Raw genomic sequence first — 16523 nt, forward strand, 5'->3', positions numbered from 1 at the left:
TCTGGACCAATTTAAAGTGTATTTTTTTACTTTAATTCTTTTTCACTCATAATTCTAATTTATAATTTTAAATATGTCAAGGATAAAATTAAGCATTTCTAATCTTTCTACCAGCCTTTAGCTATTTCAAGTACTTCATCTGGAATATCACCTCTTAAATATTCAACTATTGAGGCTTCAATAATATTAAGTGCTTTATCCATTTGTTCTCTAGTTATTACAAGAGGTGGTTGAATACGCAGTACATTATTTGCAAAGAAAGTAAGTAGTATACCCTTTTCCCAACATCTATAACAAATCTTTGCTGCTGCTTCTTTATCTCTCTCTTTTGTGTTTCTATCTTTAACTAAATCAACCCCAATACTTAAACCTACGCCTCTCACATCCCCGATTAATGGATATTTGTTCTTCATTTTGTCAAAACGTTCCTTAGTATATTCACCTAGCTTTCTGCTATATTCCAAAAGTCCCTCTTCTTTTATAACCTTAATTGTTGCAAGTGCTGCTTTGCAACATATTGGATTACCCATAGTTGTAAAGGCATGTGCAGGAGGTCCTAAGGTTTCCATAATTTCCGATCTTGCTATAATAGCACTCATTGGCATTCCAGATGCTATAGATTTTCCAACAACTATTATGTCAGGTTCCACATTAAAATTTTCTATACCAAACCACTTGCCTGTTCTTCCAAAGCCTTGCTGTACTTCATCAACAGCAAATAAAATCCCTTTATCTTTACATATACTATATAACTTTTTAACATACTTTTCAGGCGGCACAATAAGTCCTGCATCTCCTTGTATAGCTTCCATTACTACTGCTGCTACTTCTTCTTCAGGTATATAGTTTTTAAAGCTATCTTCTAATTCTTGAATACATTCTAAATTACAGCTTTCTTCCTTCTTACCAAATTTGCAGCGATAACAATGAGGATAACTTATATAGTAAACATCAGGAACTAACGGTCCAATCTTACGACGCATATTCAAACTTATAGCAGAAATTGAAAGAGAACCATAGGTAGAACCATGATATGCTCCAACAAAGGAAATTATTTTGCTTCTTCCTGTATAAGCTCTAGCCAATTTTATCATTCCATCATTGGAATCAGAACCTGTAAGACCAAATATCACTTTCTTTTTAAAATTTCCTGGTGTGATTTCTGTTAACTCTTTAGCTAGCTTAACAAGAGATTCCTGATATGTGTAAACTGGTGTGTAATGTATAATTTCCTTAGCTTGTTCCATTATAGCCTCTACAACCTTTGGATGACAGTGTCCTATGTTAGTTGCTGCTGCACTGGACAGCATATCTATATACTCATTACCATCCTCATCTTCAATTATTGCTCCCCTTCCACGCTTTATAACCAATGGATAATAAGGAACTCTACAAGCAGCTCCAACTACTTCGTTATCTTGTTTCACAATATTCTTACATTTTTTTATATTTGCCTCCACAGTAACCCCTCCTAAAAAAATATTAATTATTTATTATTTTTTTAAGTATTACTTAATAGCTATTTATTAACTATTCTATTATATGCTAAACATATTTTCAAGTATTTATTAAAGTTTTAAGTTATACTTACTTTTTTCACACAAAAAAACTGTACTCTTTTTCAAGAATACAGCCTTTAATTAGTATATTGGTGGGCACATACTACTAATTCCTATAACCTTTTTAGACGTTGGGTTATAAAATTTATGCGGTATATTTTCCTGTATATAAATACTATCACCTTTATTTAGAGTGTATTTTTCTTGTGCTAAATACAATTCTATGGTACCTTCAATTATAAATATACATTCATCTGCTGGATGTATCATAAATTCATCACTACTCCAACTGCAAGGTTCCAATTGAAAGTGTATAATCTCCATTTTTGAATTTATTTCCTTATCCGATGCCATAGGTGTAACAAATTCATATACAATACTTGAATTAGGGAGCTCCAATTTTTTTCTTTTATCACTTTTAATAAGCACACTTTGCTTTTTTTCATCAGTTAAAAATGTATAAATTGGTACTTCTAATGACAAAGAAATCTTTCTTAAGGATGAAAGAGAAGGATCAATAATATTTCTTTCAATCTGAGAAAGATAGCTAGCTGTAAGTCCTGTTTTATCAGCTAATTCATTTAAAGTTAATTCTTTTTTTTGTCTTATTTCTCTAATTTTAGGTCCTAACAAAAGTAACTCCTCCCTGTGTATCCAACGTGTTGTTTTATAGTAATTAAAGTTTTTAAGTGCTTTAACATACCAAGTTCATTATACTTTATTTTATATTATTTTTTTGTAATAGTAAATAAAATTAAGCTTTAACAATATTTAATCATTTTTCTATATACTTATTGGAAGTTTTTTTGCTATCAAAATATAAATTTAATACTCCAAAGACTAATAAACAAGCTGCCCATATACAAAGAATTACCATCTTTACATTTGAGGAAAAGTCATCTGTTACTACAAGCATTCCTATTGTACAAATATCCAAAGCAGCTATAGCCAAAACAAATTTGCTATTTCCTCCTATATAATTATAAGAAGCCATCCATAAAATAGTCAATGAAAATAAGAATAACACATAAGCAAGTTGCTTAAATATAATATTAATTGAATTAGCTTTTGATTCTGTAAGCTTATATAAATTTTCCAAATTCTTTTCTCTTTGAGAATCTGTTTCTTTATAGTAAATTCCAAGATCACCTTTGATCAATTTATCTTCATAATTATTTTTAATCATATTTTCAGACACATCTTTTTTATACTCATACTTTGTGTTTTTCAATTTTTCTATTTTCAAATAATATAATCCATTATCATTTTTCTTATTAAACTCATCTAAATATTTGTCAATTTCATCTTTTTTAATACTATTTTTTTCATTTATTTCTTTAAATATAGCATTTATTGTATATTCCGAATTACTATTTACATATTTTTTATCATTATTTTTATAAAATACGCTTATAGCCATAAATAAGCATGCAATTATAAATGTAACAATGGCACCTTTCAAAATAAATATTGAAAATTCATTTTTCTTTTTCCAAATAGCATTCATTTCGTTTACCACTTTATTTTCTTTTCCAAAAGCAGTTAATGCCTTTTCTATACTTTCTTCTTCACTAAACCCTTGTTTTTTTAATTCTTCTACTTCTTCATATAAATGAGCTTTCATTTCTTCTTTAATATTCTCTATTTCTTCATCTGATTCATTAAAATTATCACAAATCTTATCAACATAGGCATCAATTTTTTTCATTAAAATGCACCTCCATAAAATTATTTAATAATTTTTTTAATAAATTCCACTCATTTACCTTTTCCTTAAAAAATTCTTTACCCTCTTTTGTAATTCTATAGTACCGTCTTCTACCTCCTCCAGTACCTTTATCATCATTCCAGTATCCTTCTAAATAATTTTTCTTTTCAAGTCTTTTCAAAGATACATATAATGTTGCTTCTTTCATTTCAAAGTTTTCATTTGTCTTTCCCTTTATTGTCTTTGCAATTTCATAACCATACATAGGCTTTTCCTGTAAAACTGAGACTATAATTATGTCAATATATCCTTTCAGTATTTCCTTCTGAAATTCCAATATATTTTCTCCTTTCATTATATTTTATTTAACGAAGTACTTTATATTATTAAGTACACCCATATGATAACATAGACTACTTAATATTATCAAGTAGTTTATGTAAAATAATTCTATTAAATTTCCAAATAAAGTATTAATAAATTCCCATATGAATAACTAAAACATACAAATTGACTAAAAAATATTCATAAAATCTAATAATTATTTGTTTTTTTAAGATTAACTTATCCATATATAGAATTAATTCCATCATTATAATTTGAAATTTATATAAAGATTATAGAAGCGATTTACCAAATATTTTATTTCATTATATTTATTTCAAAACAGATTTTTATAAAAACGTTTTAAAACCAAATATATCAATTACCAAGAACTATTGTATGAATAAAAACATTCATTAGTTTTCATTTTTACAAATGAATTTCATGGAAATATGTAATTATTTATATAAAATATACTTTTTTTAATAAAAATAGAATATTTTCATGATTTAATATGCATTTTTTGAAATAATTAATTTTATTTTTATATTTTTGACATAATATAAAATATTATTTCAAAAATCATGAATTTTTTAGTATATAGATACAATAATAGTTTATTTTTATTCATCAAATTATTTTTATCGTATTTAACATTTAAAAATAATTTAATTTCCACTATTCTAACTTAAGCATGATTGTTGCTAATGTTATGTATACTATAAATAATTTATGAAAAATCGTTTGTTATTATGGGGCTTTAACATTCATTTTTATCAAGTGATTCTTAGACTCAGATGGAGTTTGCTTATAAGGAATACCTCTCTCCTTCTGAGTCTTAGAAGAACTTATCCAGGGGCGTGTCAGCCGTTATGCACAGCATAAGAACTCTAAATCGCTGAAGCTCAAGAGTTCTAATATCTCCCACCTTAAGAGGATGAGAGTGTTACGGATGGTAGCCATCGGATAAATCCTATCATTAGTAAAAAATACAAGCTTGTACTTTTGATATTAAATTAAAACTAAATAAGGGGGCAATTTAATGAAATTTAGCGTAATTCAATGTTTTTTTATCGTAATGTTAATTATGGTTATAGGACAAATAGCATCTAATAAAACAAAAGCTTTTGTTCCTTCCGTATTTGTATCCGCAGTTTTATTTATTATAGGTTTTTGGACAATCTTGCCTAAAGATATAGTTGCACAAGCATCTTTTGGTCCAAGCTTCGTTTCAGTAACTATGAGTTTACTGTTAGTTCATCTTGGAACATTAATGAGTTTAAGAAAGTTAATCGATCAATGGAAATCAGTTACAGTATCCATAGCCGGTGTGTGTGGAATAATGCTTCTAACTATGACTGTAGGTAAAGCTTTATTTGGATGGCATACTGTTGTAGCAGCAACTCCTCCATTAACAGGCGGAATTGTAGCAGCTTTATTAATGTCAGAAGCTGTTAAAGCAAAGGGTTTGATGGATCTAGCTGTACTTCCTATAGCAATGTATATAATGCATGGTTTTGTAGGATATCCTCTCACTTCCTATTGTTTGAAAAAAGAAAGCAACAGGCTTTTAAATGACTTCAGAAAAAATGGGGCTAATGAAGATTTATTGAAAAGCAGTAATGAAGTTGCAGTTGCACATGAGGAAACTCAGAGAAAAAAACTTATCCCTCCACTACCTGAAAAATATCAGACAACCTATATTATACTTTTAAAGGTTATGCTAGTTGGACTACTTGCAAATTTTGTTTCAAACTTAACTAATCAAGCTGTAAATCAGTATATAATATGCTTAATTTTTGGTGTTGTATTCTGTGAACTAGGCTTCTTAGAAGAAACTGCACTAGTTAAAGCTGGAGTTTTTGGATGGCTTATAACTGGATTAATGGCCTATATTTTCTCAGGACTTTCATCTGTTACTCCGCAGGCACTTGAAAAAATGATATTGCCTTTAATAACATTAATCATATTAGGTGTACTAGGAATGTTCATAATGTCAATGATTGTTGGAAAATTCATGGGCTTTACCAAGGAAATGGGTTTTGCCTGTGCTTTAACAGCATTGTTCGGCTTTCCTGCAGACTATATTTTAACTAATGAAGCATGTAAATCAGTATGTAAAACTGATGCTGAAAAAAATTATATACTAGATATCATTCTTCCTAGAATGTTAGTTGGTGGCTTTACCACTGTATCTATAGCTTCAGTAGTTATAGCAGGTATATTTGTAAAGTTGTTGTAATATGATTATCTGAATTTTTTGATTATAAATATAGAGGAGGACTTTTGATGAATACATTAGAGAAAGCAAAAAATATACAGGATTGGGTTTTAAAATTTAGAAGGGATTTTCATAGACATCCTGAACCATCCTTTAAGGAATTTAGAACTTCTAAAATTATTGCAGAAGAGTTAACTAACCTTGGAATAGAAGTATCTCACATAGGTGAAACCGGTGTTGTAGGTACATTAAAGGGAGAAAATGAAGGAAAGGTTGTAGCATTACGTGCTGACATGGATGGATTATCTGTTACTGAGGATACAGGTCTTCCATTTACTTCAGAAAATCCAGGCTTTATGCATGGATGTGGACATGACTGCCATGTTTCAATGCTTCTTGGAGCAGCTAAACTTTTATCTGAAATGAGAGCTGAATTAAAAGGAACTGTTAAATTTATATTTCAGCCTGCAGAAGAAGTAGCTGATGGAGCTAACCAAATGATTAAAGGTGGAGTTTTAAAAAATCCTGATGTGGATTTTATATTTGGAATGCATATATGGTCAGATGTACCTGTAGGAAAAGTTTCCATTAAGGAAGGTCCAATGATGGCTTCTGGAGACATATGGAATCTTACTATAAAAGGTAAATCATGTCACGGTTCATCTCCATGGCAGGGAGTAGATGCAGTAACTTGTGCTGCAGCTGTGATACAAGGTGTTCAAACCTTGGTAAGTAGATTTAATGATGTTAGATCACCAATTGTAATCAACATTGGTACTATAAAAGGAGGAGAGCGTTTTAATGTAACTCCTGGTACTGTAGAGATGACTGGAATGAATAGGGCTTTTAGTGCTGATAACCGCAAAAAAATGCCTAAATGGATTGAAGATATGGTTAAGAACATATGCAAAGGCTATAATTGTGATTATGAATTTAGCTATGATTTTATCTGCGCACCTACAATAAATGATGTAAAATCGGCAAGGTTGGTTAAAAATTCTGTAACCAAATTAATAGGAGAAGAAAATATTCCTGAGTTTGAAAAAGTTATGGGATCAGAAGATTTTTCTGCATACCTTGAACAAATTCCTGGAGCTCTATTACTTCTAGGATGTCGTAATGAAGCTAAGGATTGCTGTTATTCACATCATTCTAATCATTTTAAAATTGATGAAGACGCTTTACCTATAGGTGTTGCTGCTTATGTTCAAGTAGCATTAGATTATTTAAAGTAGATTAAAAATAGCTCTGCACCAATGAATTTAAGTGCAGAGCTATTTTACATATCAAGTGATTCTTAGACTAATATAGTTCCTTTGATTTTTCGCCAATACATATATAATATTCGCTATTATCCTCAGTGTATATTGTATTAAATCCATGTTCATTCATAATTTTAGAAGTTTCATTTACTTTCACAAGATCATTAGAATGAATATGATCTTCTATATCATTATGTCTGCTGTTTATTTTTTGTCTACTTTCAATATGAGCAATAACTGCTTTTCCACCTTTCTTAAGAAGAGAATTTGCTTTTTTAAAAAAAGCTTCTCTATCATTAAAATGAGGATAACATGAATAAGCTATTATACAATCATATTTTTCCAAAGGATTATAAGAATCAAAATCTCCCACATAAAAGCTCAAATTTTTATAATCATTCTTTTTCTTGGACACTTCTATCATTTTTTCGGACAAATCCAAAGCTACCAGTTTTCCACTTTCACCAATTTCTTTTTCAATATAAGGTATAATTATACCCGTACCACTTCCTATATCAAGGACATGATTTCCTTTTTCTAATTCAATTTTGTCAAAAACATGATTAACTTTTTCTTCTGGATGACAACACATGCTGTCCCATTTTTCTGCCAGGTTGTTGAAAAATTCCCTATTATCCATAATATCTTCTCCTTCTTAAGTTATTTTATCCATAGGTTTTTTTCATACTTTTCAATATATTATAAAGCATAATGCCTGAAATTAAAATCAAGATTAAATTTACAATAACATAATTTAAATTATTATACATTTGAATTACTTTTTCAAGCTCTCCACTACTATAATTAATTTTCGAAAATCCCCTAAGCATTATGACATAAATAAACCAAACACTTACATTTGCTATAACACTATGAATTGTTCCTTTTTTATAGAAAAAGTAAAGTGCTATACAATAGGACATTAAAAGTGGAGAAAGCCAGGTTAAAATTAAAAAAGTCCACATGCTAACCTGCCACATTATATAATTAATAACTGCCATAGTAGTTACAAAAGCTATGTTATATACAAGTATTATAACAGTTCTTGCTAATGTAATTTCATACAGTGAATATTTACAGGCCATTTCCATTTCAAGCACATTATAATAACTACCTCTGTACAAATAATATATAGATAGCATAGAAACTATAGGTGCTATAAGCATAAAACTGAATCCTTGAGGATTTCTTAAAATTATATATCCTAATACCAATATAATAAATGAAGCTATCCAAAATCTTTCATCGAAAAGTGAAATTTGATGTCTTATATTAAGCAGCAATTTTTTTATGCTGATATATGCATTTTCCTTACTATATGTTTCTACTTGAATGTTTTCTTCTTCATACTTAAGCTCTACTGCTTCCATTATATTATTAAACAAGTTTTTTGGTGGTTCTATTTCAGGCTGTGTACTAAAAAAAGCTTCAATGTCCTCAATATCCTGTAAATTTATTTCTTCATCTATATTTTCATGCTCTATATCTTTTAAAATATTCTTATTGAGATTTTGCTTCATCCAGACCACCTCCTACTTTGTTCAGTCTGCTCTTTATTAACTTTATGCCTTGATATAACCTGCTTTTTACTGTATTTATATTACTATCAGTGATAATGGCAATATCCTCGATGGATAACTGCTCACAAAACCTAAGCTTAACTACTTCCTTTTGAGCATCACTAAGTCCTTCAAGCATATCATCTATATTGTTATTAAAAAGTTTATACTCAATAACATTAGTTTTTTCTTTCATATTCTCATCTAAAACCGTAACTTTATTTCTATTCTTATAAGTTTTTCCTCTAGTATAATCAATAATGGAATTATATGCAATTTTATATAACCAAGGCTTAAATAAATATTCTCTTGAATAACTTTTTCTTTTTTCATAAATCTTGCAAAACACTTCCTGACACAAATCTTGTGCCATATGATAATCATTTATCTTATTGTATATATATCTAAAAATAATTTTATAATAACGTGCTACAATAGATTCCATATTTTGATTTTTGCCTTCTTTAATTTCTTCAAATAGCTCTTCATCACTTATAGAATCCATAATTTATTTTTAGCGATGCAGCCAAGTACCAGACCTTCACTAAAATTCACTTCCTTTCTTTTCATGTTCCTTCTTATTTGTATACTAACCCCCATTTAATTTAAACTCCATACGTGTACTTTTGGGTTTTAGTCCAATAGCATCATAAAACTTATGAGCTTCCTCATTAATTTCCACCTGATTCTATACCTTTATAAATACGAAATCCCAGCAAATATAAAATGATATTTTGAACTAAAAAAGTAGCTAGTCCAATTTTTATATTATAAGTAGGCTCTCCTCTTATATACGACTCACTTACATAATAAAACGAAATAAAAAAATACTTGGAAAAACCTATTCCATTTTCTATGGTGAAATAAAAAGGAGCTGCATTAACTACCATTAGTACTCCTATTATATATGACGTTACAACATCCCTAGCTACTGTTGAAATAAAAATAAACATTACTGCTGCTGATGCACAAATTATAAATGCAAAAGCAGTTTTTAATAAAAATAATTCCTTTATGCTTCTCTCTACAACCGCATCTCCATACTCTAATATAGATCTCATTGAACCAGATAAATCCGAAAATCCCATTAAGCACCCACTAAAAATAAAGGAAAACAATAAATTAAAAATAAATATTAACCCCATCGCTGTCAGCACAGCCATATATTTTGAATGATATAAAGTATGTTTGCCTACACATGAAGAAAACTGCATTTCTATAATATTTCTTTTTCTTTCAATGCATACAATATCACAGCAAAATAAAAGCATTATAGGAAGCCAATAATAATAATCGAAAATACACTTATATAAACCACAAGAAAAATCTTTTTTAGGTGACGGAATTTTATGATCTTCATAAAATTGTAAATTAAACTCATTTATATACTTCTCCATTTTAAGTTCACTAGGCGTTCCTTTATTATAAAAATCTGAATAATAAACTCCACTGTTTAACTGCTCTAAGTTTTTTTTGCATTCATCAATTTTAGCACTATATGCCTTCTTATTAACCTGATATATAGAGTTATAGCTTGGAAATTTTTTATACTCACTTAAAATATTATAGGATGATAAAATAAGTATTGCTATTAAAACCAGTTTGAATCTGTAGGATGTTATTATTTTATAAAGTTCAGCTTTATATACATTTAAAAACATTACATTTCTCCTAATTAAAACTATTTACCTTATAGCTACCTTTTTTAACACTTTATTTGATAATAATAAGTATAAACGTCTTCTAAATTTGGCTCCACCATTGTTGACTTTTCTTCTGGTTTATCACCTAATATTCTAACTGCTATGCCATTTTTTTTGTTCATGCTGTGACTTACAATATATTTCTTTTTTAGCTTAGGTACCATTTCCAAACTTGTCAATACTTCATAAACTTTACCTTCTAATTCTGATAAAGCTTCTTCAGGTGATATATATGAAATAATTTCTCCTTCCTTCATAAATACTATATCTGTAGCTGCTGCTTCTAAATCTGATACAATATGAGTTGACAAAATAACCAATCTGCTTTTGCTTATTGTAATTAAAAAGTCTCTAAATTTTATCCTCTCATCTGGATCTAGAGAGGCTGTAGGCTCATCTAATATTAATATTTTAGGATCATTTAAAAGTGCTTGTGCAATTCCTATTCTCTTTTTCATACCTCCTGAAAATGTCTTTAATTTCTTTTTCTTTACATGTGAAAGAGATACAATGTCCAAAATTTCATCTATTTTATAATCTATTTTTTCTTTACTTATTCCCTTTAAAACAGCAAAATACCTCAAAAATTTCTCTGCAGTTTGATTAGGATATACCCCAAAATCCTGAGGTAAATATCCTATAATATCTCTATAACCTTTTCCCATTTCAAATATATCTTTTTCATTAAGATATATATTTCCACTGTTTGGAGCACTTATAGTAGCTAAAATTCTAAGAAGCGTAGTTTTACCAGCTCCATTAGGTGCTAAAATTCCTGTAATGCCATTTTTTAATGTTAAGGATATATTATTTAAAGCAACATTTTTACCATAATTCTTATTAAGATTTTTTATTTCAAGTTCCAACATATCACTACTCTCTATATATTATATTAAGTCTCATCTACTACTCCTCTGTTATTATAATACTTTTGATGATAAATTTTAACTTCATTGTAAATTTTCAAAACTTCATCTACAGAATTACTCTTATAATACTTCTTTATAATACTTTCTATATCACCATAAGAAACACTTTTTTCACTGTGCTGTATATCTTTTAGGATCTTTATCATGCTTTCGTGATTTTCTTTATCTAGTTTATATAATAAAGCCTTGGATATAGTATCTAAACTATACAGCCCATGTTTTTCTTTCTCGCTTTCTTTAAAATTTTTCAAATCCCCTTCCAGTTGTTTTTCATACTCTTCTTTAGTTAAATATACAGGTTGAACAATCATAGTATTTTCTTTCAGTTTATCTTCTATATTAGGACTTATATACAAACTATAAATATAATTTTCCCATGCATCTTTTAATATTTCATTCTCTTTAGTGTTTTTAACATTTTTAAATACTGGTTCCATTAAAATTTTACCTATACTTTCATACCAATATTCTCCTTCATAATCAACATTATTAAAGGACTTCAAAGATTTTATAGGCATTATATATGCATTATTCATATAACTTTTTTCCAATGAATTTTTTTGTTTTACATTAAATGTATAAAAATCTCTAAAACATACATCTTCATGAAAGACATTTTCAAGACTTGCTGCTTCTGCATTACATGTTCTTAACAATTCTTCTCCACGCTTGTTATCCAAATTTTTATAGTGAAGATTAATATTCTTTCCCTGTAAAACTTTCCAATTGTTATCCTTCCAAAACTCCATTTTTAAAAAAAAGTAATTGTATGAAAATAAGCAAATTAAAGAGATTATAATTACAACTGATGTACCTTTATATATAAGACTTTTTCTTAAATGTTCACCTTTACTTACAAGAAAAAGATTTAAAATCATAAGTATTACTATTAACACAATCATAAATAATATATTGGACCAAATTTGAACTGACTTTTCCAGTAAATTTATATTAAGTGCTAATAGTGGATGAGTTTCGTGCCAGTTAATATTTAACATCATCTCCAAAGACCATAAGCTTAAAGCTGCACCATAACCAACTAAAGTTTTTCCTGTAATATTACTAAATAGAAGGGCTATTAAACTTAATATAGTTGAATATAATATTAAAGCTATAAGACCAAAGAAAGATTTTTCAAAACCCATAATCACAGCAGAGGTATATATAACAGCAAGTACAATTTCGGATACTACCCATGTTGATATATATTTTTGTACCAATATCTTATATTTGGGAGTCCTTGAAGTAAAAATAAGAAAATCCGTTCCATTTTCAATTTCACTAGAAAAAATATTTCCAGAAAAAAATACAGGTAAAAGAGCTATTATAGAGTCCATCACATACCATTCTTTAACCATATTACACAGATTAAAAACTAAAACTATTAGCATAAATGTTGCTGCAAGCCCAAACATAATCCTGGACTGCTGCTTTAAATGATATTTTAAAATCATAAAATCACCTTCTATTCATTAATTTTTCAGTAGAAAATTTTAATATGGAAATTATAATTAATACAAAAGCTAAAATTGTTATAAAAGTTCTGTTTATCATGATAATATTTATAGTTTCTGGTGAAAGGGCCTTTCCTATATATAAATTGTCCATATAAATTCCAGATATCATTAAACTAATTTTAGGAGTATTGTCACCACTTAAACATAAAAATAAAATCATGGGAATAAATATGGTTAAAGGTTTAATATTAAACATAATGTCAATGAAATACGCAAAGGCTGCCATTGCCAAATACGAAGTTGCTGAATAAAGTATAAAATACTTGAAAAATTGAATTGGTAAATATGGTGTTTGCTTAAAATATAAAGGCATTAACATCCATATTACATTTTCTAAAATACAGAAAAATAAGCAATAGCAGTAGGCACCCAAAAATTTACCTACAGCATATATTTTACCTGTAATATGTTGCGAAAAAATTATTACTGGCATTTCTGTTATTTCATCCTTATAATAAATTGACATAACTATAATAGGTATAACCATAACGCCTAAAATAACCAATGCATGATTACACTGATATGCAGCATATAGAACATTCCACTGTTCATTTCTTTCAATAGGGCTATATACAAAAATAGGTGCTATTAATAATGCAATAATGCAAATAATTGTAATCCAATTTTTTAAAAGACTTTTGAATTCCTGTTTTGCTATTACAAAAATCTGTTTAAACATAATTCTTTTCTCCTTTTCCATATTTCATAAAATACATATAAGCATCTTCTAGATTAGGCTCCATATCTATTCCATAACCCTCCTCTTGAAAATCCTCCCCTACGACCCTTAAAAATTTACCAGAGGATGTCCTTTTTACAGAAATAACTTCATATTTATCTTTTAATTTTAGTATTTCTTCATCACTTAAAACTTTAAATTTTCTTACTTTTCCCTTAGCTTTTAGAATAAAATCTAGGGGAGATCCTAAATATTCTATACTACCTTTATTAAGAAGTCCTATTCTTTCACAAGAACTTGATATATCCTCAACAATATGAGTTGATAAAATAACACATTTTTGTTTGCTCAGCTCTACAAGAAGCATTCTAAAACGAATTCTTTCCTCAGGATCAAGACCTGCAGTTGGTTCATCTACAATTAAAATCTTAGGATCTTTTAATATAGCATTGGCAATACCAAGTCTTCTCTTCATTCCACCTGAAAAACCCCCAACCTTTTTATTTCTTGCCTCCCAAAGATTTACCTTATTCAATATTTCTTCTATCTTTCTATTTCTAGTTTTCCTGCTACCTATATTATTAATTTGACCCATATAATCTAAAAATTCCAATGCAGTTAAATTAGGATATATTGAAAAATCCTGTGGCAAGTATCCTACTATATCTCTAACCTCCAGCGAATGAGTCCTTGTGTCATAACCATTCACCATCACCCTGCCTTTATCTGGTATAATAAGTGTAATAAGACTTTTCATAAGAGTACTTTTTCCTGCACCATTAGGACCTAAAAGTCCAAACATTCCTTCTCCAATTTTTAAATTTACATTATTTAATGCATAAAATTTCTTGTTGTATATTTTACATACATTTTCAAAGGCAATTATATCTTTCATTTACTGTATCCTCCTAAATTAAATAATTTTTTGTATCTCAATTATTTAATACGAAAAAAATAAGCTAAAAGTTTTTTTCAAAAAATTTTTCTTTTTTTGCGAACATTTAGTATGTTACATTCATCTAATAAGTGTAAAGTTCCTTAGCTAAGGGAAGCAGACAAAAGGAGGTAAAGGCGTGGAATTAGTTTCAAAAATGAATTCTAGTAAAGATATAAAAACGTATATAAAGCTAGCTAAGAAAGGTGATAGGGATGCTTTTATACGAATAATAGAAAATAGTAAAGCATCTATGTATAGAATAGCTGTAGGTATTCTGAATAGTCCCCAGGATGTGGAAGATGCTTTTCAAAATACTATAATAAAAGCTTATGAAGGCATAATTCATTTAAAGAAAAATGAATATTTTAAAACATGGCTTATAAGAATTTTAATAAATGAATGTAATGCCATATTAAGATCTAACCATAAGATCATTCCTATAGAAGAAGTTCATGATAATGCTAAAGTTCCAAATGAATTTTCTAAATTAGAACTTACTAGTGCTGTTAACTCCCTTTCTGAGGATTTAAGAGTTGTAACAACCCTGTTTTATTTTGAAGACGTTCCTCAAAAGGATATAGCAAAAATTTTAGATATTCCTGAAGGAACAGTTCGTTCCAGGCTTTCAAGAGCACGAAACAAACTTTATGAAATGTTGAAAGAAAATTAGGAGGTATTTTGAAATGGACAAGGATTCAATTTTTGATGATATATTAAAAGAAAAAGCAAAAAATGAAGATTTTATATTGCCAGAAAGCTTAAATTTAAAAATAAAAGATACTTTAGATAACTTACCTAAAAGAAAGAATAAAACTTTAAAGAAAAGTGCCATTGTAGCTGCAATTATGCTGTTGTGCGGAATAGGTATTACTACAGCAAATCCTGCTCTAGCACGAAATTTGCCTGTAGTAAGTTCAGTTTTTCAATTTTTAAGTGAAAATAATATTATTGATAAAGATTATATAACATACAGTTCTGAACTAAATATGAGTAAAACCTCTAACGGTATCACTGTAACAATAAATAGCATAGTTTATGATGGTATAGATTTAAACATTGGATATACCATTCAAAGTGAAAATGAAATTAAGGAAATACCTGTTATAATGAGTGAAACAAGTATGAAAATTAACGGAAAAGACATAGGTTTTGGTGGAGGAGACACTGGCAAATTCAAAGACAAAAAAACTTATGTTGGAGTAGCCAGTGTTAATATGGCAAAGGACTATCTTCCAAAAGAACATCGTAATTTCATAGTAGGAGGAAATGTTACTATACCAGATAATTTCACTATGGATCTTAATATAAAGAGTATAAAGATGCTTTCCAAAGATATTGCTGGAAACTGGAATTTCAAATTTAAAGTATCCAATGAAAAAATTAAGACTAATGTAAAATCCATAAAACCTAATATAGATTTATCTTTTTTAAGACCAGGACTAAAAGTAAATGAAATTTTAATAACCCCAATAAATACAGCTTTAAGAACTTCAGAAACAGAAGATAATGATTTTAACGACTGCTATCTGGTTTTTGATGATAAAGGAAGAGCTTTGACGGCTAAAGGCAGCGACACAAGTGGTTCAGCAAATACTCATACTTATTATTCACAAATTCTTTTTAGAAATGCATATGAAGACAGCAAAACTTTAACTTTTATTCCCTATGTTGTCAGTTCAAAAGAATTTTTAAAATGGAAAAATAGCCATAGCAAGGGAATGTTTCATTTTGTCACTAAAGAAACTCCATTAAATTTAAATGGCACTACTACTCTATCTGAAGGAAAAATAGGTGAATATAAAATAACTGAAGTAGAATTTTTAAATGACAAAACATTAATTCATTATGAATGTACTAATCTTCTTTCTGCAATGTCTCCTTACGGAATGGACATAATAGATTCTAATGGCAAAGAGTATAATTTAACTAAGGACATTGTAAAAGAAGTAGATCCTTTAAATCATAAATATACAGCACAATTGCCTGTTTTGAATAAAAATGACCAATTTAAATTAAAAGCTGTTGATCTTGAAAAGAAATATGCAGTTAAAGAAGATATGAAGTTTACTATTAAAATTAAATAACATAAAAATTATGCGACAAAAGAGTACAGTGGAAATTTGAA

16 protein-coding genes are annotated in these 16523 nt (G+C 28.5%); 4 read left to right on the forward strand and 12 right to left on the reverse strand.

Features of this window, described 5'->3' with window-relative positions; translation table 11 throughout:
* Positions 1 to 107: 107 nt before the first annotated feature.
* The 4 genes from Q6H37_RS17360 to Q6H37_RS17375 form a co-directional block, all read right to left on the reverse strand.
* Positions 108 to 1460: an aspartate aminotransferase family protein gene (locus Q6H37_RS17360; protein WP_318734517.1), complete on the reverse strand. Its 1353-nt coding sequence runs from the start codon at positions 1458 to 1460 to the stop codon at positions 108 to 110.
* A gap of 180 nt (positions 1461 to 1640) precedes the next feature.
* The gene (locus Q6H37_RS17365) at positions 1641 to 2192 is read right to left on the reverse strand and encodes an XRE family transcriptional regulator (RefSeq protein ID WP_318734520.1); all 552 of its coding nucleotides are present in this window, start codon (positions 2190 to 2192) and stop codon (positions 1641 to 1643) included.
* 142 nt (positions 2193 to 2334) lie between these two features.
* Positions 2335 to 3267 (reverse strand): permease prefix domain 1-containing protein, encoded by a 933-nt coding sequence (locus Q6H37_RS17370; protein WP_318734523.1) that lies wholly within the window; start codon positions 3265 to 3267, stop codon positions 2335 to 2337.
* Complete coding sequence (locus Q6H37_RS17375) at positions 3254 to 3604, reverse strand: PadR family transcriptional regulator (protein ID WP_318734525.1); 351 nt, start codon at positions 3602 to 3604, stop codon at positions 3254 to 3256. The genes Q6H37_RS17370 and Q6H37_RS17375 overlap by 14 nt, the downstream gene beginning before the upstream one ends.
* Positions 3605 to 4633: 1029 nt before the next feature.
* Between Q6H37_RS17375 and Q6H37_RS17380 the strand changes: the two genes are divergently transcribed.
* Positions 4634 to 5833, forward strand: coding sequence for a hypothetical protein (locus Q6H37_RS17380; RefSeq protein ID WP_318734527.1), 1200 nt, complete (start codon positions 4634 to 4636; stop codon positions 5831 to 5833).
* Between the two features lie 47 nt (positions 5834 to 5880).
* On the forward strand, positions 5881 to 7047 hold the full coding sequence (locus Q6H37_RS17385; protein WP_318734529.1) for an amidohydrolase: 1167 nt from the start codon (positions 5881 to 5883) through the stop codon (positions 7045 to 7047).
* Between the two features lie 67 nt (positions 7048 to 7114).
* Here Q6H37_RS17385 and Q6H37_RS17390 read toward each other — a convergent pair whose 3' ends face one another.
* The 8 genes from Q6H37_RS17390 to Q6H37_RS17425 all read right to left on the reverse strand — a co-directional run bounded on the left by Q6H37_RS17390 (position 7115) and on the right by Q6H37_RS17425 (position 14356).
* Positions 7115 to 7714 carry a class I SAM-dependent methyltransferase gene (locus Q6H37_RS17390; protein ID WP_318734532.1) on the reverse strand — a complete coding sequence of 200 codons (600 nt, stop codon included), beginning with the start codon at positions 7712 to 7714 and terminating at the stop codon, positions 7115 to 7117.
* Positions 7715 to 7739: 25 nt separating this feature from the next.
* A complete protein-coding gene (locus Q6H37_RS17395; protein WP_318734534.1) occupies positions 7740 to 8594 on the reverse strand; it encodes a hypothetical protein in 855 nt (284 codons plus the stop codon).
* Positions 8575 to 9138: an RNA polymerase sigma factor gene (locus tag Q6H37_RS17400; RefSeq protein WP_318734536.1), complete on the reverse strand. Its 564-nt coding sequence runs from the start codon at positions 9136 to 9138 to the stop codon at positions 8575 to 8577. Before Q6H37_RS17400 ends, Q6H37_RS17395 begins: the two co-directional genes overlap by 20 nt.
* Positions 9139 to 9304: 166 nt before the next feature.
* Positions 9305 to 10294, reverse strand: a complete 990-nt coding sequence (locus tag Q6H37_RS17405; protein ID WP_318734538.1) for a hypothetical protein — start codon at positions 10292 to 10294, stop codon at positions 9305 to 9307.
* A 44-nt stretch (positions 10295 to 10338) separates the two neighbouring features.
* Positions 10339 to 11205 (reverse strand): ABC transporter ATP-binding protein, encoded by an 867-nt coding sequence (locus Q6H37_RS17410; protein WP_318734541.1) that lies wholly within the window; start codon positions 11203 to 11205, stop codon positions 10339 to 10341.
* Between the two features lie 23 nt (positions 11206 to 11228).
* Positions 11229 to 12719 carry a hypothetical protein gene (locus Q6H37_RS17415; RefSeq protein WP_318734544.1) on the reverse strand — a complete coding sequence of 497 codons (1491 nt, stop codon included), beginning with the start codon at positions 12717 to 12719 and terminating at the stop codon, positions 11229 to 11231.
* Positions 12720 to 12723: 4 nt separating this feature from the next.
* Complete coding sequence (locus Q6H37_RS17420) at positions 12724 to 13461, reverse strand: hypothetical protein (protein ID WP_318734546.1); 738 nt, start codon at positions 13459 to 13461, stop codon at positions 12724 to 12726.
* The gene (locus Q6H37_RS17425) at positions 13454 to 14356 is read right to left on the reverse strand and encodes an ABC transporter ATP-binding protein (protein WP_318734549.1); all 903 of its coding nucleotides are present in this window, start codon (positions 14354 to 14356) and stop codon (positions 13454 to 13456) included. Before Q6H37_RS17425 ends, Q6H37_RS17420 begins: the two co-directional genes overlap by 8 nt.
* Positions 14357 to 14534: 178 nt before the next feature.
* Here Q6H37_RS17425 and Q6H37_RS17430 point away from each other — a divergent pair, with 178 nt between their 5' ends.
* The gene (locus Q6H37_RS17430; protein WP_318734551.1) at positions 14535 to 15068 is read left to right on the forward strand and encodes an RNA polymerase sigma factor; all 534 of its coding nucleotides are present in this window, start codon (positions 14535 to 14537) and stop codon (positions 15066 to 15068) included.
* A 13-nt stretch (positions 15069 to 15081) separates the two neighbouring features.
* Positions 15082 to 16482, forward strand: a complete 1401-nt coding sequence (locus tag Q6H37_RS17435) for a DUF4179 domain-containing protein (protein ID WP_318734554.1) — start codon at positions 15082 to 15084, stop codon at positions 16480 to 16482.
* Positions 16483 to 16523 lie beyond the last annotated feature (41 nt).

The sequence above is a fragment of the Clostridium sp. JS66 genome, from assembly GCF_033561535.1.
GTDB classification, from domain to species: domain Bacteria; phylum Bacillota; class Clostridia; order Clostridiales; family Clostridiaceae; genus Clostridium_AM; species Clostridium_AM carboxidivorans.

Bases quoted from the DNA above. Each gene is read 5' to 3' on its own strand.
- Q6H37_RS17370 (WP_318734523.1), bottom strand. From the start codon at position 3,267: ATGAAAAAAATTGATGCCTATGTTGATAAGATTTGTGATAATTTTAAT.
- Q6H37_RS17380 (WP_318734527.1), top strand. From the start codon at position 4,634: ATGAAATTTAGCGTAATTCAATGTTTTTTTATCGTAATGTTAATTATG.
- Q6H37_RS17385 (WP_318734529.1), top strand. From the start codon at position 5,881: ATGAATACATTAGAGAAAGCAAAAAATATACAGGATTGGGTTTTAAAA.
- Q6H37_RS17390 (WP_318734532.1), bottom strand. From the start codon at position 7,714: ATGGATAATAGGGAATTTTTCAACAACCTGGCAGAAAAATGGGACAGC.
- Q6H37_RS17395 (WP_318734534.1), bottom strand. From the start codon at position 8,594: ATGAAGCAAAATCTCAATAAGAATATTTTAAAAGATATAGAGCATGAA.
- Q6H37_RS17400 (WP_318734536.1), bottom strand. From the start codon at position 9,138: ATGGATTCTATAAGTGATGAAGAGCTATTTGAAGAAATTAAAGAAGGC.
- Q6H37_RS17405 (WP_318734538.1), bottom strand. From the start codon at position 10,294: ATGTTTTTAAATGTATATAAAGCTGAACTTTATAAAATAATAACATCC.
- Q6H37_RS17410 (WP_318734541.1), bottom strand. From the start codon at position 11,205: ATGTTGGAACTTGAAATAAAAAATCTTAATAAGAATTATGGTAAAAAT.
- Q6H37_RS17415 (WP_318734544.1), bottom strand. From the start codon at position 12,719: ATGATTTTAAAATATCATTTAAAGCAGCAGTCCAGGATTATGTTTGGG.
- Q6H37_RS17420 (WP_318734546.1), bottom strand. From the start codon at position 13,461: ATGTTTAAACAGATTTTTGTAATAGCAAAACAGGAATTCAAAAGTCTT.
- Q6H37_RS17425 (WP_318734549.1), bottom strand. From the start codon at position 14,356: ATGAAAGATATAATTGCCTTTGAAAATGTATGTAAAATATACAACAAG.
- Q6H37_RS17435 (WP_318734554.1), top strand. From the start codon at position 15,082: ATGGACAAGGATTCAATTTTTGATGATATATTAAAAGAAAAAGCAAAA.